Genomic DNA, 20,549 nt, shown 5'->3' with positions numbered 1-20,549 from the left:
TGACTCCAACGGTGCTGCCCGCCTACCGAATTGCTCGCGCGCGCCCGGACAACATCACTCCTCTGCCCCCCTCCACCACGACTCAGGGACCCGGCGTCGCCCGGCCCTGTCCGCCTCACGTCAGGACTCCTTTGTGTTCTCCGACCACACCTGCCCCGACACGCCCCTTCTCGTAGTTCTCGGCGCTGGTGACCGCGTCTACTGCGGATACGCTCTCCAGCACATTGCTGCCCGCTATCCGGTTGCCTTGCTCGATGAGAAACCAGGGCAGTGGGCGTGTGACGTCAGCGCTGTGACGGTCGAGGTAGACCTGGCGGCTGACGAGGACGTCATCAGGGCCGTAGAGGCAATCGCTGCGGACTGCGGGGTCGCTGGGGTCCTTACCTACCAGGACCAGCACGTTGAACTCGCAGCCCGGCTGGCCGACCTCTTCCATGTGCCCGGGAACACTCCCTCCTCGGCGACAGCCTGCCGCGACCAGCACAGTGCCCCGTCCTTGCTCGAAGCCGCCGACATCCCTTCGACCGTCCCCGCCCTTGCTGGTGACGTCGACGCCGTCGTCGAGCAGGCGAGCGCGCTCGGCGGACCGGTCGTCCTCAAACCCCGCATTCTCAGCGGCGATGCGGTAGGTCACCGTGCCCAGAGCCCTCGCGAGATACGCGAGGGCTTCGTAACCGTCCGGGATTCCTGCCAGCCGGGAGAGCCGTGCGCCGGGGCAGGCGGGGCGCTGATCGAGGCGTACATGGACGGCCCCGAGATCGGCGTGGAGTGCGTGGTCCTCGCCCCCGACACCGTGCACCTGGCAGCCGTCAGCCGCACCTTCACACAGGGGGAGCCCCCCGTCCTGGAAACCGGACATCTCGTGGACGCCGCCGACCCCGTCCTGCGTGATCCCCGGATCGGCCAGCTCGCCGCGTCGGCCGTGGCCGCGGTGGGCCTCTCGCGCGGCGTGATCCACGTCCAGATGCGACTGACCTACCAGGGGCCGCGCATCACCGAGATCGGCGCCACTCTCGCCAGCGATCTCATTCCCCACCTTGTGCACCTGGCCACGGGCCTCAACCTGCCGCAGATCGCAGCCGATCTCGCCACGGGCGCCGACCCCGATCTGGTACCCCGCCAGAGCCGATGCGCCGCCGTACGGTTCCTCTACCCCTGCGTCACCGGTCAGGTCACCGCGGTGCACTGCGGGATTCAGGCTGCGTGGCTGGAACGGCTCGTCTGGACCGCGCTGCCCGGCGAACACGTCTGCGCGCCGCCCCACGCCAGCATCCGAGACCGCACCGCCCTGGCTGTCGTCACCGGTGGCGATCCCTCCTCCTGCCGCAAGCGGCTCCAACTCGTCGAAGAGCGCACCGGTATCCACATCCAGGCCGGCACGGCCTGACCACCCACCAGGAGTCCCGCCATGATTCTCAGCCCCACCCGCCCCGGCGCCACCGGATCAAACGCCCCCACCGCCAAGGGAGTTGCCGCCGTGGTCGCACCCCTCGTTGCCGGTACCCCCTACGCACCCGCCCTGGCCCGGCACGGCTGGTCCTGCATCGCTGTCACGCTGCCCGAGACGCTCCAGGCCGACGCCGCTCCGTCGCGCCTCCTCGGCCAGATCACCCACACCGGCAGCCTGCGCCGGACGGCACGTGACCTCGCCCACGTGGGCACCACGGCCGTCGTGGCAGGCTCACCGGCGGGATGTGAGCTGGCCGACCGTCTCGCCGCCCGTCTTGGGCTGCCCGGCAACGCCCCCGCCACCGCGGACATGCGCCGCGATACCGCCTGGACCAGCGCGGTCCTGCGCGATGCCGGGCTCAGTGCCCCACGCCTGCTGCGCACGGCCAGCCTCGGGGAGGCCCTGCGCTGGGCCCAGTTCACCCGCCTGCCCCAGCTCGTCTTGGAACACCCTGACCCCGCTCGGCCACACCCCGGGGCGCTCTGCCGCACATCCGCCGACATCCGCGCCGCCTGGCACCGCCAGCAACACCGCGACAGCCAGCCGCTCGTCCTGCGTGAGCACCACCCCGGCACCCAGTTCCGTATCCACACCATGAGCGGATCCGTCCACGACGGCAACGACGCCCACACTGTCACCGCCATCTGGTGCGAGAGCCACACGCGCGAGCGGCAGATCCACCGAGCCGACCTGGTCAGCGGCCGAGGCATCCTGGCCCGCGCGCTCACCCGCTACACCCAGCGCGCCCTCACCATCTTGGGTGTGCGCTACGGCCCCGCCCAGGCCACCGTCGTCTACACACCCGACCGAGGCCCCACCCTCACCGCCCTGCGCACCGATGCGGGCACGGAGTTCGCCCCCGAGGCGCTCCGCGCGGCAACCGGCCACGACCCGGTCGCCGACACCGTGCACCTGATCCGCACCGGCCGGCGCGAGGAGCCCCGCCCAGCCCGCAAGACACACACGACGAAGGTCGCGCTGCTGCCCCGCCAGGACGGCATGGTCAACCCGGAGCTGCTGCACACCCTCACCAGCCTGCCGACCGTGGCCGCCCACACCCCGCTGATCGCAGGCACCGCCGTGAAGGCCGGCCAGGTAGCGGGCTGGCTCCTGCTCGCTGCCGAGGACATGCGGGCCATCAACCGCGACCACCAGGCGATCCGGGCTGCCGAGAACTTCGGCCTGTACGGGCGAACCGCATGACATCGGCACCCGATCCCACACGCGCCAACAAACCGCCCGCACCCGGAATACCGGAGCACAGGACAACCTGGACGCCGGTATACCCGGCTGAAACCGCACTGCACATCGGTGAACTCCCCTCGGACCCGCTCGACGACACCGTCCAAGTCCTCGCCCTGATCGCCGCACTGCGTACCAAGACACCCCGCATCCCTGGCTTCGCCAACAACCGTTCCTTCAATTCCACCGACCTCGGCCCCGCCCCGGGCGCGCTGTTCAACGACGTACCTGATCCGACCAGCAATGCCGGCAACGTCGACAACAGGGCCTACGAGCAGGCCGTGGTCCGCTTCATCGCCCAGACGGCGGAAGCGCCACCCGAGGACACCTTCGGCTACGTCACGCCCAGCGACAGCGAGGGGCTCCTGTTCGGCCTTGCCACGGGCCGCCGTCGGCTGCCTCACGCCGCCGTCTACGCCTCTGACCAGGCCCACGACAGCGTCGCCACAGCCGCGGACCTCCTCGGCATGAAGCTCGTGACCATACCCACCACGGGTGACGGGGTGATGGACGCACAGGCCCTGAAGAGCGCGGCGCTTCTCCAGCGCCGCATCCGTCCCCATCTCGGGCGGGGCCCAGGAGCCATCGTGGTCGCTACGATCGGGACGGTCATGCGCGGCGCGTACGACGACGTCACCGAACTCCGTCAATCGGCCGCAACGGCGGGGGGTGTCCATGTCCACGCCGACGCCGCCTGCGGCGGGCTGATCGCCGCGCATGCGCCTTCCGCACCCCGCTGGAACTTCGCCCACGGCGCCGACTCCCTCTCCATCAGCGGCCACGAAATCCTCGGCGCCCTCATCCCCTGCGGCGTCGTCCTGACCCGCCGACACCACGTCACGGCACCCCTGCTAGCCAGCACCTACGCCCAGGCCACCAGGCAGAATCCAGGCCACTCCCGCAGCGGCCTGGCCGCCCTGCTCCTCTGGTGTGTGCTGCGACGCCTCGGGCACTCCGGCCTGCGCGCCCACGTACTGGGCTGCCTGGCAACCGCCCAGTACGCCGTCGAGCAGCTCACCCTGGCCGGCGTGCACCCCACCCGCACCACCGACTCCCTCACCGTCGGCTTCGACCGGCCCGCCGAATGGATCACCCGCAAGTGGCACCTTGTCTGCGAGGGCTCGTTGGCCCGCCTGGTTACCGCCGGCCACGTCACACGGACTTCGATCGATGCCCTCTGCCGCGACCTGCGCACCCCCTGACAAGAGGCCGAATCAAGCGACAGGAACAGCCCTATGCAACGCATCCTTCTCACTCGCCCAGCCACCGCCCAGCGCACCATGATCGACACCTGGCTCGACAGCTACATCATGCGCACCCATCCCCTCCTGGGCCGCCCCGGCGCCGTCTGCCCCTACGTCACCGCAGCTCGCCGCCACGGCGTCATCCGCGTACGGGCCGCCACCGACACCCCGACCGGAGACCTGGTGCCCCGCGACCGCCAGCACACCAGCCCCGCCCAGGCCCGCACCTGGCTCCACGCCGTTCTACGCACCGCCGTCGACGACTTCGAGCATCACCCCTGGCCTCCCCAGGCACGCCAACTGCACTGCCTCATCGTGCTGCTCCAGGGCCTTGCCCCCGATCACTGGGGCGAACTCGACCGCGTCCACACCGAGGTCACGGCCGACGTGATGCGGCGAGGCTTCATGATCAGCCGATTCCACCCGCGCTGCTCGGCCACGGCCGTGCACAACGCTTCCTTCGCCGTGAACCGGTCGCCGGTCCCGCTCATCGTCATCCGCCGCATGGCCCGCGACGACCACCTCTTCGCCGACGACGACCAGCAGCTAGGGGCCTACCAGCGAAACTTCCCCGACACCGGTCGACGGGATACACAAACCACATGCGCGGCAGCCCACCCACAAACCTTGTGACCACGGGGTGACACCGCCAGCGCCAGACGCTGGCGTCACCGCGGACCTCACCCCCATGGATTCGTGCGCTGGCAGCGCCCCTGGCCCACACCAGCGCCTCCACCGCCACCGCTGCGCTCGCGCCCCCGGCAGCACACCGAAGGCCGCGCCGAGGGGGCGCACTCCTCTCCGGCCGCCTTGATGGAGTCCACCGCCATGACCACTGCCGTCCCCGACACCGACACCTCTGGCAGAGCCGATCACCAGGGCATCAGGATCAGCGTGCTCAGTGGCGGGCGTGCCCTGGACTTCCTCGACTGCCACTGGCCCACCCTCTACACCCGCGACCCGCACAGCACGCCGTACCAGTCCAGGGCCTGGCTGGGAGGCTGGGCACAGCACCTGCCCCTCACGGTCACCCCGGTCATGGTGGTAGCCCATGACAGCAGTGGACCGGTCGCGGCGATTGCCATGACACAGGAGGTGACGGACGACGGCCATGACCGGATGCCTCCACTGTCCGCACCCGCCGCCGAATGTATTCGCGCCGTCGGCCCCGGAAGTGAACGCCTGGCCGTCGCGAACGCACTGGTGCGATGCCTGGTCGGACTGGCCCGCGACGGAACGCAGGTCGAGCTTTCGGACGTTCCCGCCGACAGTGCTCTCGCCCACCAGCTGGCCGTGCAATGGAACGGCTCCCTGGACCAGACGCCCTACGCCACGATTGCCCTCCCGGTCGGCTACGCAGGCCTCTCCCGGACAACGCAGCGAGGCCACCGGCGCCGCCAGCGCGTCTGGGACAACCTGGCAGAGCACGGCCACCGCGTCCGCTACCGCCGCACCCAGAGCGTCACCGAACTGCTGGAGACCCTTCCCACCCTTGAATACCTGCTCCGGCTGAGGCGACCAAACCAGCCGGAAGGCCTCCTCCATCCGGGCCTTCAGCCATGGCGCACCGTCCTCGAACGCTGCAGCACCGCAGCCTTCATCGCCACACTGACCGTCGATGAGGACGTAGTTGCGGCGCAGCTATGCCTGCGACGCGGAACGCGTGTCCACTCCGTCCTCCCCGCCATGAACCCCGCAGCCTTGGCCCTGGCGCCTGGACACGCCCTCCTGCGGCACCTCACCGCCGACCTGGAACGCTCTGGATACCGGACATTGGATCTCGGCAGAACGCGACCAGAGTCCGGCCAGATCCACTACAAGGCCCAGTACGCCGCAACATGGACACAGACAGTGGCGATCCACAGCCACCAGCGGCTACGGCCTGACTCCCCTTGCACGGCGCCCCCACGCTAAGAACTCAGAGCAAAATGAGATGGAGGATGCCCTCGGGTCGGGTGAGGATCGCTCAGTAGTCGCCGACGAAAGGGCAGCTATGGGCGACAGCCCCCCGAGGGAGCTCATCTCGCTCGCTGATGACGAGGGCAACAGTGTCTCGGTCAACGTTCTGGGGCGTAGTCCCGGGTGGACCGCCCGGGCTCGACGCGGAGATCGTCGTCGAGACACCTTTCGTGTCCGGACGCATCGACCTGGCGTTGTACGTTGCAAGGCTGGAGAGCTGGGCCAACGCGCTGGACCGGCTCGACGCCGGGGAAGACGTGGCCTGGATGCAGATGAGCAGCGGGCCGTCCATCTTCATCCAGCTCACGGGCGAGCGTGACTGCCCAGAGGTGGTCGTGGAGGACGAGTCCCGGTCCATGGTCACCGTGTGGGTCCCTCTCGTTCCGCCGGACGACTGGATTGCTGACCACCGCCGGCGTCTGCGCCAGGTGATGGGTCACTGGGTTCCGATGCTGTCAGGGTAGGGCGACAAGTCGCCGCCAGCAGATGAGTGCGCAGCCGAGGATTAGGCTTCGTGCATGTCGTCGCGCATCTCCCAGCGGATGCGCAGGCGGCGGAACCAGTGCAGGTGGGCGAAGGCGCGCTCCATGACCGAGCGTTGGGTGCCCAGGCCGGAGCCGTGCTCAGTGCCGCGGCGGGCTATCACCGGCTTTACGGCAGCTACTTCCCCGAGTGGCTGCTGGAGCGCCGCCGCCGATCCGAGCAGGCCCTCATGAGCGTGATCGCCACCTGCTACGTCCGGGGCGCGTCCACCCGACGAATGGACCGAACAGCGTCGCTGTATCGGCCCTGACATCCTCGCCGCCTGCACCAACGAACCCGGCCTCGAGCCCGGTGACCCGGCACCCGCTCTCGACAGCTGAGCCGACGGGCCGGTGCCCGCTGGTCACCTCCAGATCGCGAGTTCACCGCCCGGCATGCACACCACGCGCAGGGCGCCCGGGCCGGTGATGTTCCATGCTTCGAAGTCCGCGTCGGGCGCGACGGTCAGCCGGGCGCCCTGGTCGAACTCCACGAGCAGCCGTCCGTCCTTGAAGGCTGTCGCTTCGGTGACCGCCCTGCCGAACAGGCCCAAGGCGTCCGCCACCTCCTGCCGCTCCGGAACGAGCGGCGACGTCTGCCCGCCGCCCCCCTGGTCCATGGCGGCGCCGGTTTGCACGTTGATCTCGGCGTCTTCGCCCAGCTGCAAGCCCAGCTGATGGTCCACCCGCACCTGGGTCACGGTGAGACCGACGAGCGGGAGCCGCCAGCAGTCATCGAGTTCTACTACGTCGGAGCGTGTCACCCGGACACAGTGCCACACACCCCCTGCACGACCACGACGCGGTCCGTCTCCCTCAAGAGCTTCCCCGGGCCACCTGAGTGACACCTCAACCCGCGCCCGCCAACCGCATCGGTACACCACGTCCGTGGACGCGACCGGCGGACGTCAGCCCTGATCCGGGGCCCCCGCCAGCAGGCCCTACGGCCCGCATGCGTCTCTTCATCGAGGCAGGACTCCAGGGATACGGAGAGGGGCCCTGCCAGGAATATCGGGACGATGCCGTCGTCGCAGCAGACTGGGCGGGCTTTGGGTGGAGACCCGACCACAGCGACGTTCCAGTCCGGGCCTTGCCCGCCCACCGCCGTGCGTACCGCATGCGTAAACGGCGGGTCCGCAGCGCGGCTCTGGCCGCGAGGTCTTCCCTGCTGAGAACAGCCGCCTGCAGGTGCCGCCCGGCTCATGCAGGCTGCGTGACAGCGATGGCCGCCGCGCCTCTTGCTGGCAGTTGACGTCCAGGATCGCCGCGACGAGGCAGGTCGCTGTCCGGAGCCAGGCTACGAGGGCTGCATCGCCTCCTTGTGCGGCAAGGTATCGAGGCGGGGCGCAGATCATAGATGGCTGTGGTTCGACGGTGTCCCCGGGGCCGGGGCTGGTCGCGGCCGGGGTACAGGTGGTCTCGGCATCGGTGACGAGCTGCCCTGCAACTGTGCCTGTGCGCGGTGCCTCCCGAGGGCCGGCAAATATTCATTGCGTTTGCGTATATCTGGTTTGGGTCAAGTAACTCCTTTTCTCGCGCGGTGAGTTGATCTGGCTAGGGGTGATTGCCCTCCGTGCTGGATCAGATCTCGTGGATGGTTGCGAATGTAACGGATTGGAGAAGAAGCTGTGCGTAGCTTGTGTGGTCGACGTTTCGGCTTGTAGAACATGTCTCTCTTGATCGTTCTTTGGGTGGGGATTCTTCGCTGTGCGTACTGCACGACCGTTTGTGCTTTTCGTCGCGTTCTTGATGGCTGTGCTCGCTGGGACGCAACAGGCGGTGCTGGCCGCCGTGCCCGGTGGGTCTGTGCAAGCGGGGAAGGTCCCGGGCCAGGGCTGGGGTTCGGCGAGCGGTCGTGACCACGAGGTGTCCGGCGAGGACACGGACGCGGATGCGTCGGGCGGGCACGGCGGTGCTCTCAGGGCGCCGGGTGAGCTGCCCAAGGATGCCGGGCTGCCCAAGGGATCGCCGCTGAGCGGCGTCCCCGCTGCGCCGGTGATGGGCACGGCGGAGCCGGTCGACGCGCCGGATGCCGTCGCCCCGAGCGGCTTCGACGCCAAGAACAGCAAGGAGCTGGTGGGGGAGCGGGACCGGCAGGCGCGTACCTATCTGAATGAGGACGGCACGCGTACGACGCGCTTCTACGACGAGCCGGTGAACTTCCGCGGTGCCGATGGTCAGTGGAAGGAGGTGGACACACGGCTGGCCCGCTCGGCGGGGCCGCGCACGATGTCCGCCTCCGACCAGGGCTGGGCGCCTGCCGCAACCGAGTCACCGATCTCCTTCGGTGACTATGCCAACAGCGACCCCCTCGTGCAGATCGCCTACGGCGACAGTGTGTCGGTGGGCTACGCGGTCGAGGGAGCCGCGGCGGTCAAGGGCAGCACGGACGGCAGCATGATCCGCTACCCGGACATCCGCACCGCAGCGGATCTGGAACTGCTGGCGGGCAATGATTCCGTCAAGGAGACCCTGGTCCTCAAGAGCAAGGACGCACCCACCCAGTGGCGCTTCCCGCTCGCGCTGAACGGCGTGACAGCGCGGCTCGCCGACAGCGGCGGGCTGGAGTTCGTAGATGCCGCGGGCACCGTGCAGGCGTGGATGCCGTCCGGCTGGATGGAGGACGCCAAGCTTGGTGAGAACACCAACGAGGGGCAGATATCCACCGGCGTCCGCTACAGCCTCGCTGAGGAGGCCGGTCGACAGATCCTGGTCGTCACGCTCGATCAGCAGTGGCTCTCGGACCCCGCGCGGGTCTTCCCGGTCAAGGTGGACCCCTCGGTCAGCCGCTTCGACGCCACCGTGGCCACCTACCTCCAGTCCCCCTACAACCAGAACTTCACCAGTTCCACGGTGATGAAGGTCGGAACGCCCGACGGCGGCGACAGCAAGGCGCTCGGCCTGCTGCGCTTCGCGGGTGTGGAAAAAACCCTCAAGAACGCCTGGGTGGTCAACGCCAGCCTCAGCCTCTACAACACGTGGTCGTACTCGTGTGACGCGAAACCGGTCACCATCCACCCGATCACGTCCAACTGGTCGGAGCAGACGACCACGAAGTATCCCGGGCCGTCGACGGGCAACGCGCTGGCGTCCAAGAGCTTCGCGCACGGCTGGCGCCCGCCGGACACCAACAACTGGGCGTGCGCAGCCGCCTGGGAAAGCATTCCGCTGCGCGATGACGGCCGCCAACTGGTCGACGACTGGACACACGGCCGCAAGGCCAACTACGGCCTGGCCGTGAAGACGTCCGTCACGGACAGCAAGAGCTGGAAGCAGTTCGGCTCGGCCAACTACCCCGGCGGCAAGCCGAGCCTGGACGTCACCTGGACCAAGTACGGCGCCGCCTACCAGGTCGGCGGATTCGTGAGCCCGGTGACCGCGACGGCCGAGGGCTCGATGAAGGTCACGGTCACCAACCGGGGCCAGCAGACATGGCCCAAGGGCGGCAACATCAAGCTGAAGTACGACCTGTATGACGCATCCGGCAACCGCATCCGGGACGCCGCCAAGATCCGCTGGACGCCCATGCCCAACGATGTCGCACCCGGCGCCAGCGTCACGCTGGAAGCCAAAATCGCTCCCCTGACCCCGGCCACCTACACACTCGTGTGGACGATGGACGACTACGGCAACGCCGCCTTCAACAGCGAGGGCGTGCCCGGGTACGCGATCAAGTTCGACGCGGTCAACCTCCCGCCGTACCTCACGGCCGAAGCTCCCGCGAGCGGCGTGGTCGTCAACTCGGTGACCCCAACATTGTGGGCGCAGGGCAAGGACCCCGACCACTACCCCAGCTCGCTCCAGTACTCCTTCGAAGTATGCGAGGTCAACGGCAAGGACGCCCGCGTGAACTGCCGCAGCGGCGCGCGCAGCGCCGCGCAGCAGTGGTCCGTGCCCGCGGGCTGGCTGACGTGGGGCAAGCGCTACGCCTGGTACTCCTACGCCTACGACGGCAAGGACTCCTCCGCGCGGCCGGGACCGGCCTTTTTCACCGCCGAGGTACCGCAGCCCCCCGTGACGTCCCACCTGGGCGGCGATGAGGGGCACGAGTTCGGCTACCGGGCAGGCAACTACTCCACCTCCTCCACCGACGCCGCCATGCCGTCCGTGGGTCCGGAACTTGCCGTGACCCGCACGTACAACTCCCTCGACTCGCGCACCAACACTGCGTTCGGCTTGGGCTGGGCGTCGCGCTTCGACATGCACCTGGACGGAATCCCCTGGGGCGCGCCGGGCTCCCTCGTCAAGGTCACGATGGAAGACGGCTCCCGCATCCAGTTCGGCAAGAACCCGGACGGATCCTTTGCCGGGCCGTCCGGGAACACCATGACCCTCACGGTTCATCAGGAAGCGGGCGAGTACAACTACTGGACGCTGCGGCTGCGCTCCGGCGTGGTCTATCAATTCAGCGAGTGGGGCGAACTGCAGAGCGTCACCGACAACGCGGGACGCGTGCAGAAGCTCCACGTGTCACGGCCTGCTGAGGGAGCACCTGAGCCGCTCAAGTCGGTGATGGACGCCGAGTCCGGGCGGACGCTGACCTTCACCTGGGCCAACGGACACATCGCCTCCGTGACCACCAGTGCTCCCGCGCCCAACACGCCCGGCTTGACGTGGACCTACACCTACAGCGGTGACCGTCTCACCAAGGTGTGCCCGCCCGATTCCACGACCGCCTGCACCGTCTATGACTACGAGGACGGCTCGCTTTACCGCTCCACGGTCCTGGACGAGGGCCCCGCGTCCTACTGGCGCCTGGGGGAGAGCGAAGGCGCCACGGCGGCAAGCGAAGCGCCCTCGGTGACGGGCCTGAACAATGCCCAGTACCACGACGTGGAGCTGGGGCTCCCCGGCGCGCTGGCCTCCAGCAAGGACACGGCCGCAGGATTCGACGGCACCTCCTCCACCGTGGAGCTGCCCGAGAACACGCTGCGCACGAGCACGTTCCTCTCTGTGGAACTATGGTTCAAGACCAGCAAGCCCGGTGTCCTGATGGGCTTCCAGAACCGGCCTTTGGAGGATGACGCTCCGGGCAACTGGACCCCCACGCTGGCCATCGGAGCCGACGGCAAGCTGCGCGGCCAGTTCTGGACCGGGAAAGCCCAGCCGGTGACCAGCGTCGGCCAGGTGACCGATGACCAGTGGCACCAGGCCGTGCTCACCGGCGCCGGGACCACCCAGACCCTGTACCTGGACGGCGCCACGGTCGGCAGCCTCCAGGGCACCATCGACCATCTCGATCAGTCGTACACCTACCTCGGCGCGGGCTACTCCAGCGTCACCTGGGACGGCAGCCCTGCGGGCGTTCGCCGCTTCACCGGACAGATGGACGACGTCGCCGTCTACCACCGTCCCCTGACCGGGGACACGGTCGCCGAGCACTTCGCGGCCCGCGCGTCCACCAGCCGGATGACCAAAGTCACCAACCCCTCCGGGCGCGTGCACGCCACTGTCGCCTACGACGCTGCTACGGGTCGCGTGGCCCAGGTGAGTGACCAAAAGGGCGGCACCTGGAAGCTCTCCGCCCCCGCCTATTCCGCAGGTTCGGCTGCGTACGCGGACGCAGTTCGTGCCTCTGGGCCGGTTGACTACTGGCGCCTGGGCGAATCCGGCGGCGCGGTCGCGAACGACGAGATCGCCAGTGGTGAGAACGGCTCCTACACCGACGGGGTCCTGCAAGGCGACCCCGGCATGTTCGCCGACGGCGACAGCACGGCCATCACCCTGGACGGGACCAAGGGCGCCGTCGAGGTCCCCGCCGCACCCCTGAGCACCTCCAAAGCCCTCGCCGCCGAGCTCTGGTTCCGCACGGCCAAACCCGGCGTCCTGCTCGGCCTGCAGAACGCGGAACTGGGCGCCTCGACCGCCCCCACCAACTGGGACCCCATTTTGACCGTGGACTCCAGCGGTTTGCTGCGCGGACGTCTTCGCAACACCAGTGGCTGGCCTGCCGCGATCAAGTCGACGGAGAAGGTCACCGACAACGAGTGGCACCACGCGGTGCTCACCGGCTCCTCGAGCGGCCAGACGCTCTACCTGGACGGGACCAAGCTGGGCACGGTAGCCGGGGCTATCCAGTGGGAGACAGTGACCCACGCTTACCTCGGTGCGGGATATTCCAGCGAGGGCTGGGACGGCGGCGCCACGGCGACCCGCTATTTCACCGGCCAGCTCGCCGAAGCCGCCTTCTACACAAAGGAACTTCCTCAGCAGGCGGTAACCGACCACTACCGTGCCCGCACCAAGCTGGTGTCCGGCAACGGCGACACGTACCAGGGAGCTGTCCTGGCGGACGCCCCCTCGCAGTACTGGCCTCTGGATGAGACCCAGGGGACCCAGGCCAGCAACAAGATCGCCGTCTACGGGGGCTACGGCACCTACACCAACGCCGCCCTCGCCACCACCGGCCCCGCCGGAACCGGCGACAAGACGGCCATCAGCCTCAGCGGCAACGGCAGCGTCAAGCTGCCCATGGACATCCTCGGCAGTCCCACCGACACCTCCGCCGAGCTGTGGTTCCGCACGGCCAAGCCGGGTGTCCTGCTGGGTCTGCAAAATGCCGACCTCGGTGCGGTGCCCACCAACTGGGACCCCGTCTTGGTGGTGGACGCTGATGGTCTGCTGCGCGGGCGTCTGCGGAACACGACCGGCTGGCCCGCTGCGATTAAGTCGCCGGAGAAGGTCACCGACAACGAGTGGCACCACGCGGTCCTGACCGGGTCCTCCAGCGGGCAGTCGCTGTACCTGGACGGGGTCAAGATCGGCACGGTGGCCGGAGCCGTGCAGTCGGAGACGGTCACGCGCGCCTATCTGGGTGCCGGCTACTCCAGTGCCGGCTGGGACGGCGGCGCCACGGCGACCCGCTACTTCACCGGCCAGCTCGCCGAAGCCTCCATCTACAGCCACGCCCTCACGGACGGCCAGGTCAGCGCGCACTACCGCGCGATGCGGTCCACCAGCGCCTCCGCGCTGGCCTCGACCATCACGGTGACGAACCCGCTGGGGCAGACCCAGAGCACCACCTACGACATGCTCCGCAGCCAGCGTCCTCTCAGCGCCACCGACGCCACCGGCGCACGGACCTCGTTCGCCTACGACACCGGCGGCTTCCTCAACACCGTGACCGACCCGAACGGCCACGCCACGATCACCGGGCACGACGCGCGCGGCAACACCATCTCCACCAGCACCTGCCGCGACGTCAACGCATGCTGGACCTCATTCACCGACTACTACCTCAACGCCGCGGACCCCAACGACCTGAGCAACGACAAGCCCGTCGCCGTACGGGACGCCCGCTCGGCGAACGCCAGCGACAACCGCTTCAAGACGACCACCGCCTACACCTCCCTGGGACTGCCCACCGTCGTCACCCTCGCCGACGGCCGCCATGCGAACACCAGCTACACCGTGGGCAGTGAGCCCGCCGTGGGCGGCGGCACCGTCCCGGCCGGCCTGGTCGAGACCAAGACCACGCCGGGCGGCGCCAGGACCTCATACAAGTACTACGCCAACGGCGATATCGCGCAGACCACCGCGCCCTCCGGGCTGGTGACCAAGTACTCCTACGACGGAGTCGGCCGCAAGACATCCGAGACCCAAATCTCCCAGGCCTTCCCCGACGGAGTGAACACCACCTACGCCTACGACTCCCTCTCCCGCCTCATCAGCGAGTCGGGGGCGACGGTCAAGAACGAGATCACCGGAGCGACGCACGCCGCGAAGATCACCCGCACCTTCGACGACGACGGCAACCTCCTCACCGAAACCAGCGAGGACACCGCTGGCGACGACCCCAAGCGCATCACTGCCAATCACTACGACGACCACGGACTCAACGACAGCCTGAGCGACGCGGCGGGCAACCAGACCACGTTCGGCTACGACGCCCTGGGCCGGCTGAACCGTCAAACCGACGCCGCCGGAACCACCTACACCTACGCCTACACACCGCGGGGCCAGCACGCCGAAACGATCCTGAAGGACTGGACCGGCGACCCCTCGGGCCAGACCCGCGACCTCACCGTCATCTCCAAGGCATACGACCCGGCCGGGCGCCTGGCGAGCGTCACCGACGCGATGGGCGCCACCACGGCCTACAGCTACTTCGACGACAACCTGCCCGCAACCACCACCGCCAAGCAGGTAACGCAGGCCGACGGCACCAAACACGACATCGTCCTGGAAGCGAACATCTACGACGGCGCCGGCCACCTCACCCAGCAGATCACCGGCGGCGGCCGCACCACCGTCACCCACACCATCGACGACCTCGGCCGCACCTCCGCCACCACGCTCGACCCGAACGGCTTGAACCGCACCACCAGCTACGCCTACGACGGCGACGACCGCGTCACCGAGCAGACCCGTGTCATCGATGGGGCGGGCAAGAAGCTCACGACGTCCACGGAGTACGACGCGGCGGGCAACGCCACGAAGTCAACTCTGAGCGACGGCGCGACTCCTCGTGTCACCACCAGTGCCTATGACGAGCGTGGCCTGGTGACCTCCCAGGTCAGCCCGCGAGGCAACACACCCGGCGCGGATGCCTCCGCCTATACGACCCGCATGCGTTACGACGCCCTGGGCCGCCTGGTCCAGCAGACCGCGCCCCCGGCCCCGGCGGAGGAGAACGGCGGTGCGCCGCAGGCTGTTCAGGCCAGCACGCGCGCTGGCTACAACACCTTCGGCGAGGCCACCGAAAGCCAGGATGCGCGCGGCGCGGTGACCCGCACCGAGCTCGACAAGCTCGGCCGTCCGGTCGCCACGACCCTGCCTGACTACACCCCGCCCGGCGGCACGAAGATCACCGCAACGGCCCGCACGCGCTACGACGTCGTCGGCCGTATCGCGGCCAGCACGGACCCCCTGGGGCGCACCACCACCTTCACCTACGACCAGTTCGGCCAGATCCTGACGAAGACCGCCCCCACTACCGGAACGGTCCTCAACCAGCCGCTGGGCAGTGGGACCTCCTTGGCCGGCGCCGGCGTCAGCCGCTCCACATGGACGCCCACAGGCCTGCAGCTGTCGGCGACCAGCCCGACGGGAGCCAGGACCGAGGCCACCTACGACGAACTCGGGCGCCAGCTCACCGCGACCACCGTGGAGCGCTACCCCGCCCTGCAGAACCTCACCACCCGCTACACCTGGGACGACGCGAGCAACCAGACAGCCTCGACCACCCCGGCAGGACACGCCACCACCGCCACGTACAACCCGGCAGGTGACGCACTGACGGTCACCGACCCCATGGGCGCCACGACCAAGGCTGACTACGACGGCCTCGGCCGCACCATCCAGACCCTGGACGCCACCGGCCGCAAGAGCACCATGGCCTACGACGCCCTCGGCCACGAGACCACCCGCCGCGACTACGGCACCGGCTCCGACGTGCTGCGCACGACCTCGGCCGAGTTCGACGCCGACGGCAACAAGAGCGCCGCCACCTCGGCCACCGGCGCCCGCAACACCTACGGCTACGACGCGCTGGGCCGCATGACCCAGCAGTCCGAACCCGTTGCCGACGGCCACAGCATCACCACCCGCTTCGGCTACGACGCCGCAGGTAACCGCACCCGCCTGACCGACGGCCGCGGCAACACCACGACGTATACCTACACACCGTGGAACCTGCCGGAGTCCACCATCGAACCCGCCACCACCGCCCACCCGGCAGCCGCCGACCGCACGTGGACCACCGTCTACGACGCGGCGGGCCAGAGCACCGCAGAGACGCTTCCCGGAGGCGTCAAGCGGGAACGCACCTTCGACGCCCTCGGCCGCCTGACCGCGGAAACCGGTACCGGCGCCGAAGCCGCCACCACCGCCCGGTCACTCACCTACGACCTGGACGGCCGGATCACCGCCGCCGCAGCGGACGGCCTGCTGAGCCGCAACACCTACGCCTACAACGACCGCGGCCAACTGCTGACGGCCGACGGCCCAGGCGGCAAAACCGCCTACGCCTACGACGCCGACGCCAACATGACCCAGCGCACCACCAAGGAAGGCACCACCCAGTACGGCTACGACGCCGCAGGCCGCAGCGCCTGGACCCAGGACGCCCTCACCGGCAACCAGATCTGGTCGTACTTTGACGCCGCAGGCCGGCCCACGGCCAACCAGTACGCGCTCATACCCACGGGCGGGAAGAGCTGGGCGGACGCCGTCGTCTCGGCACAGCGCACCTACGGCTACGACAGCCTCGGCCGCCTGACCAGCGACAAGATCACTGACCCGAAGGCGACGAGCGAAACAGCCTCCACCGCCTATGGCTACGACCTCGACGACCGCCTGACGAAGAAGAACAGCAAGGGCACTGCTGGAGCCGCTGACAACAGTTACGGCTACGACCAGGCAGGCCGCATGACCTCCTGGACCGCCGGGGCCACCACCACGGGCTACAGCTGGGACGACGCGGGCAACCGCACCAAGGCCGGCAGCGCGGCCTCGACGTTCGACGAGCGCAACCGCTTGCTGTCCGACGGCACCTCGACCTACCGCTACACCCCGCGCGGCACCCTGTCCGCAGTGGCCGGACAGTCCAGCAGCGCTCGCTCGCTGACCTTCGACGCCTTCGAACGCAAGATCAGCGATGGAGCCTCGACCTTCGCCTACGACTCCCTCGACCGCGTCCGCACTGCGGGGGAGACCACGTTCAGCTACGACGGAGGCTCCAACAACCTCACCGACGACGGCACCAGCCAGTACACCCGCCGACCGGACGGCACCCTGCAAGGCATAGCCAACGGCACCACCAAGCAGTGGGCCATCACCGACCAGCACACCGACCTGGTCGCCGGCCTCGCCCTGGGCAGCAACTCCCTCACCAGCTCCACCGCCTACGACCCATTCGGCCGCAAGACGACCTCCGCCGGAACCACCCCGGCCCTCGGCTACCAGTCCGGCTGGACCGACCCGTCCTCCGGCGACATCAACATGGCAGCCCGCTGGTACCAGCCCGCCACGGGCAGCTTCAACTCCCGTGACACCTATCAACTCGCCCCCACCCCTTCGGCAGCCACCAACCGCTACCTCTACGGCAACGCCGCACCACTCAACGGCACCGACCCCAGCGGACACTGCATCGGCCCGGTCATCGTGCTCTGCGGTTACGCAGCGGCAGAGGCCCTGGGCTATGCCACCGCTGGCACAATCGCGGGTCTCGGCGGCGCAGCAGCGGGCTGGGAATGGTGGCACAGTGACTCCGACTCAGCCTCGAGTTCCTACACGGGTTCGTATTCCACTGGCCTTGACTGGGACTACGCGGGGGGCATGTCGTCCTCGCTTGGAGCTCAGGCAGACCGCCTCCGCTGGGGTGGCTACTCGCAGGGCTATATCGACTACGGTTCGTCGTATTACAGAGGATCATCCCGGGCAGGCGGCCACCATGGTCTTCGGGTGCGCACCCGTCCCAAGCCGAAGCCGAAGCCGATCGATCAGAACCCCAATAATGGCCCGCACCCCAAGACGGCAGCGCCTAAACCGCCTGCCAAGCCGGACTGGGACCCGAAGAACAGCGGCTGGCAGCCTGGCGACGGTTGGAAGCTCGCCTACACCGCAGCCAACATCCTCAACCTCTTCGGAGGTGCTCAGTACACGCCGCAGCAGGCGCTGAATGGCGGGGGTGCGCCCGCGGGTCTGCCTGGCGGCGGTGGCTCAGCTACGGGCGATGACCCGTGCTCCAAGTCCAAAGACGAGCGATTCCATTACCAACCTCTGGACCCTAGCGGGCGTGCTACCGGGGCGACTGCACTTCTGTGTCCGTCAGACCTGAAGCCGCCGGGTGCCAAGCGTGATGACGAGGGAGCTGTCGATGTGTATGGTTTCCCGGACGCAGACTCAAACAAGAAGTCTCCGCCGCAGAAGGGAACAGTTTACAATCGGACTCACATAATCGGAGATAAAGTGGGTGGTTCCTGGATTCCCGAGAATCTGTTCACCGGGTATGAGCGTATGAATAAGAGCGGGATGCGGCGCTGTGAGCGCAAAATCGAGAAAGAGCTCGGTGCGCACAATCCCGTCTACTACTCCGGTCAGGTCATTCCGGGCAAGGGGCCCGGCGGAGTTGATGGAATCCGCATGACGGCGTACACGAAGAATGGGCGACTGTTCGATGCAACTGTCGCAAATAAACCAGATTGGCAGACCACATGCTGACGGTGTCGAGTCTTGAACGCGTGATTCCTGGCCTTGTAGAAGCAAGGCCAGGAGGCGCCAGAGAGGTTGAATTTGAGCGAATCCGTCAGCAGTTGGGAGTGGTCCTCCCGAGTGACTACCGGGAGCTCGTTTCCACCTACGCGACGTTCGAGATCGATGACTTCCTGAGGGTTTGGTCGCCGACTCCCGGTGCTGAGGATGGATTTTGCGCCGACGTTCGGGATGAGCTGGAAATCCTGGAAGATCTGTGTGGTGAGGGTGAGGATGATCTCGCTGGCGGGTACCTTCCGTACCCTGCTGAAGGAGGGCTGCTTCCGTGGGGGCAGTCCTCATCTGGGGACACGTTTTATTGGAGAGTCTCTAGCCCCGACAGCGACTTGTGGCCTGTTGTTGTAGGAACGAGAGATAATGAGTGGTGGGAGTTTGAGGGAGGCGTCATCGCCTTCCTTGTTGGCCTCATCGATGGAAGTATCGAACGACGAGGGCTCCCGGGTGACGTGCCGAGCGGAAACCCGAGAGTCTATGTTCTTTCCGAGTGACAGCTCCTCATCCCGCGGTACACAGGTTATTAAGAAGTAGGTTTGGTCTGTGGCGTGGTAGGGCTCTTGGTTGTTGCGTTGGTGATCTCGCACATTAACGTCCGCACAGGAGTCTGATGCGAAAATCCACCACCGGCCCAGGTCAGACGGGTCTGCCGCACGATCGGGTGACCTGCCCCATGTCCTGGGTTCCAGTTCTGGTGGCTACTGACCTTCCGGGCGTGAAGTCGCCAGGGTGAGGCCGGTTGCGGCGAGACATCCGTCGATGAGGTCGCTGCGGTATTGGATCTGGCGGAGTCCCTGTCGCAGGGCTCCCTGCAGGTGCTTGGGGTCGATGAAGGCAGTGTTGACCTGGTGGCTGCGCCGCAGCGAGGACCAGATGCCTTCGACGGGGTTGAAATCGGGTGCGTAGGACGGCAGTTGGAAGATGGTGATCCAGTCGTGCTCGGCGACGAAGTCGCGGAGACCCGCTGCGCGATGGGTGTTGAGGTTGTCCCACACGAGAACGAGTGGGGCGCCGAGCTGCTGGTGGGCGGCGCTGATCAGGTCACGGTAGTCGGTCCAGGCGAAACTGCGGCGTCCGGACTTCGTCATACCGCGGCAGGGTTCGTGGAGGATGTACCGGTAGATCAACCGGGATCGTTCGCCGGGACGGTAGCAACACAGAGCTGCCACCGATACCCGGCCCCGGGATCGTCCCCTGACCCGTATCACGGGGGTACGCCCGCGCCTGGACCAGGTGCGGGAGGTGGGCGGCGTCATCGAGAAGCCGGCCTCGTCCTCGAAGACGATCCAGCCGTCGAGCGCCGCCGCGGTGCTTCCACCTGTGGCCACGTGCCCCTCACCCAGCCTGCGACTGCGGCTTCGTCCCGCTCCAGCGCCCGCCGGGCTGGGACCTGGTGGCTGAACCCATGGCGGTGCAGCATCTCCGCGATGGCCGACAGCGAGAGTGTCTTGTGGAACCGGCGCCCGATCAGCGTCTTGATCCTGCCCAGGGTCCAAGTCTGGTCCGACCACCCGTGCGCGACCGGCCCTCGTTCCAACTCCTGATCCAGGACTGCAAACAGGGCCTCGCTCAGCTTCGGCCGGGCAGCCGAACCCCTGGATTCCAGGGCCTGCTGCCCACCGTCCTGCCAGGCAGCGCGCCATCGCTGCACCGAACGCACGCTGACCCGCAACTGCTTGGCCACCACCGTGTTGTCCTGTCCGGCCGCAAACATCTCGGCGGCCTCCATGCGGACGCGCTCCCGAAACGCCCGCCGCTGTGCAGTCAACCCACCACCTTGCGGATACCTCATGGTTCGGACGTACCACGACGGCCATCACCTGCCAACCCTCCACGACATCACGCCCGAAGGTCAGTAACTGACAGTGAACCTCTTTCATCCTGCGGCCTGGGGGTGAATGTGGCTGGTCGGGACGGGTGACATGG

12 protein-coding genes and 2 pseudogenes are annotated in these 20,549 nt (G+C 68.0%); 9 read left to right on the top strand and 5 right to left on the bottom strand.

The annotated features are described in order from the left end of the window. Positions 1 to 115: 115 nt before the first annotated feature. Positions 116 to 634 carry a hypothetical protein gene (locus tag BX283_RS41160; RefSeq protein ID WP_257584465.1) on the bottom strand — a complete coding sequence of 173 codons (519 nt, stop codon included), beginning with the start codon at positions 632 to 634 and terminating at the stop codon, positions 116 to 118. Between BX283_RS41160 and BX283_RS00380 the strand changes: the two genes are divergently transcribed. The 6 genes from BX283_RS00380 (at position 515) to BX283_RS00355 (ending at position 6,359) form a co-directional block, all read left to right on the top strand. Beyond that, entirely contained in the window at positions 515 to 1,387 is an 873-nt protein-coding gene (locus BX283_RS00380) for an ATP-grasp domain-containing protein (RefSeq protein WP_257584209.1), read from the top strand. The two genes, BX283_RS41160 and BX283_RS00380, sit on opposite strands and share 120 nt — an antisense overlap. Before the next feature lie 21 nt (positions 1,388 to 1,408). After that, positions 1,409 to 2,653 carry a glutathione synthetase gene (locus BX283_RS00375; protein ID WP_101385700.1) on the top strand — a complete coding sequence of 415 codons (1,245 nt, stop codon included), beginning with the start codon at positions 1,409 to 1,411 and terminating at the stop codon, positions 2,651 to 2,653. Beyond that, on the top strand, positions 2,650 to 3,894 hold the full coding sequence (locus BX283_RS00370) for a pyridoxal-dependent decarboxylase (RefSeq protein ID WP_101385699.1): 1,245 nt from the start codon (positions 2,650 to 2,652) through the stop codon (positions 3,892 to 3,894). The genes BX283_RS00375 and BX283_RS00370 overlap by 4 nt, the downstream gene beginning before the upstream one ends. Positions 3,895 to 3,927: 33 nt before the next feature. Beyond that, positions 3,928 to 4,569, top strand: a complete 642-nt coding sequence (locus BX283_RS00365; RefSeq protein WP_101385698.1) for a DUF6875 domain-containing protein — start codon at positions 3,928 to 3,930, stop codon at positions 4,567 to 4,569. Positions 4,570 to 4,764: 195 nt separating this feature from the next. Then, complete coding sequence (locus BX283_RS00360; RefSeq protein WP_180356974.1) at positions 4,765 to 5,850, top strand: GNAT family N-acetyltransferase; 1,086 nt, start codon at positions 4,765 to 4,767, stop codon at positions 5,848 to 5,850. Positions 5,851 to 5,969: 119 nt separating this feature from the next. After that, positions 5,970 to 6,359, top strand: coding sequence for a DUF5959 family protein (locus BX283_RS00355; protein WP_257581574.1), 390 nt, complete (start codon positions 5,970 to 5,972; stop codon positions 6,357 to 6,359). Here BX283_RS00355 and BX283_RS40280 read toward each other — a convergent pair. Continuing rightward, positions 6,351 to 6,550 (bottom strand): annotated as a pseudogene (locus tag BX283_RS40280) (IS5/IS1182 family transposase); the annotation flags it as partial. The gene BX283_RS00355 and the pseudogene BX283_RS40280 sit on opposite strands and share 9 nt — an antisense overlap. Here BX283_RS40280 and BX283_RS00345 point away from each other — a divergent pair. Beyond that, positions 6,551 to 6,664, top strand: a pseudogene (locus BX283_RS00345) (transposase); the annotation flags it as partial. It lies immediately after the preceding pseudogene. A gap of 117 nt (positions 6,665 to 6,781) precedes the next feature. Here BX283_RS00345 and BX283_RS00340 read toward each other — a convergent pair. Then, positions 6,782 to 7,180 (bottom strand): DUF6188 family protein, encoded by a 399-nt coding sequence (locus tag BX283_RS00340; RefSeq protein WP_143676305.1) that lies wholly within the window; start codon positions 7,178 to 7,180, stop codon positions 6,782 to 6,784. A gap of 1,234 nt (positions 7,181 to 8,414) precedes the next feature. On the opposite strand from BX283_RS00340, the gene BX283_RS00335 reads away from it, so the two are divergent. Together BX283_RS00335 and BX283_RS39885 are read left to right on the top strand one after the other, a co-directional pair. Then, on the top strand, positions 8,415 to 18,578 hold the full coding sequence (locus BX283_RS00335) for a LamG-like jellyroll fold domain-containing protein (RefSeq protein ID WP_373979508.1): 10,164 nt from the start codon (positions 8,415 to 8,417) through the stop codon (positions 18,576 to 18,578). Next, on the top strand, positions 18,572 to 19,117 hold the full coding sequence (locus BX283_RS39885; RefSeq protein ID WP_143676303.1) for an SMI1/KNR4 family protein: 546 nt from the start codon (positions 18,572 to 18,574) through the stop codon (positions 19,115 to 19,117). The genes BX283_RS00335 and BX283_RS39885 overlap by 7 nt, the downstream gene beginning before the upstream one ends. Positions 19,118 to 19,321: 204 nt before the next feature. On the opposite strand, the gene BX283_RS00330 is transcribed toward BX283_RS39885, so the two are convergent. Both BX283_RS00330 and BX283_RS00325 read right to left on the bottom strand, forming a co-directional pair. After that, positions 19,322 to 19,879 carry a transposase gene (locus BX283_RS00330; RefSeq protein ID WP_257584208.1) on the bottom strand — a complete coding sequence of 186 codons (558 nt, stop codon included), beginning with the start codon at positions 19,877 to 19,879 and terminating at the stop codon, positions 19,322 to 19,324. Then, positions 19,876 to 20,415 (bottom strand): winged helix-turn-helix domain-containing protein, encoded by a 540-nt coding sequence (locus BX283_RS00325; protein WP_101385693.1) that lies wholly within the window; start codon positions 20,413 to 20,415, stop codon positions 19,876 to 19,878. Before BX283_RS00325 ends, BX283_RS00330 begins: the two co-directional genes overlap by 4 nt. Positions 20,416 to 20,549 lie beyond the last annotated feature (134 nt).

The organism is Streptomyces sp. TLI_146, from assembly GCF_002846415.1.
Taxonomy (GTDB): domain Bacteria; phylum Actinomycetota; class Actinomycetes; order Streptomycetales; family Streptomycetaceae; genus Streptomyces.
The sequence above is the reverse complement of the archived record's forward strand: the minus strand, read 5'-3'. Positions and strand labels throughout refer to the sequence as shown.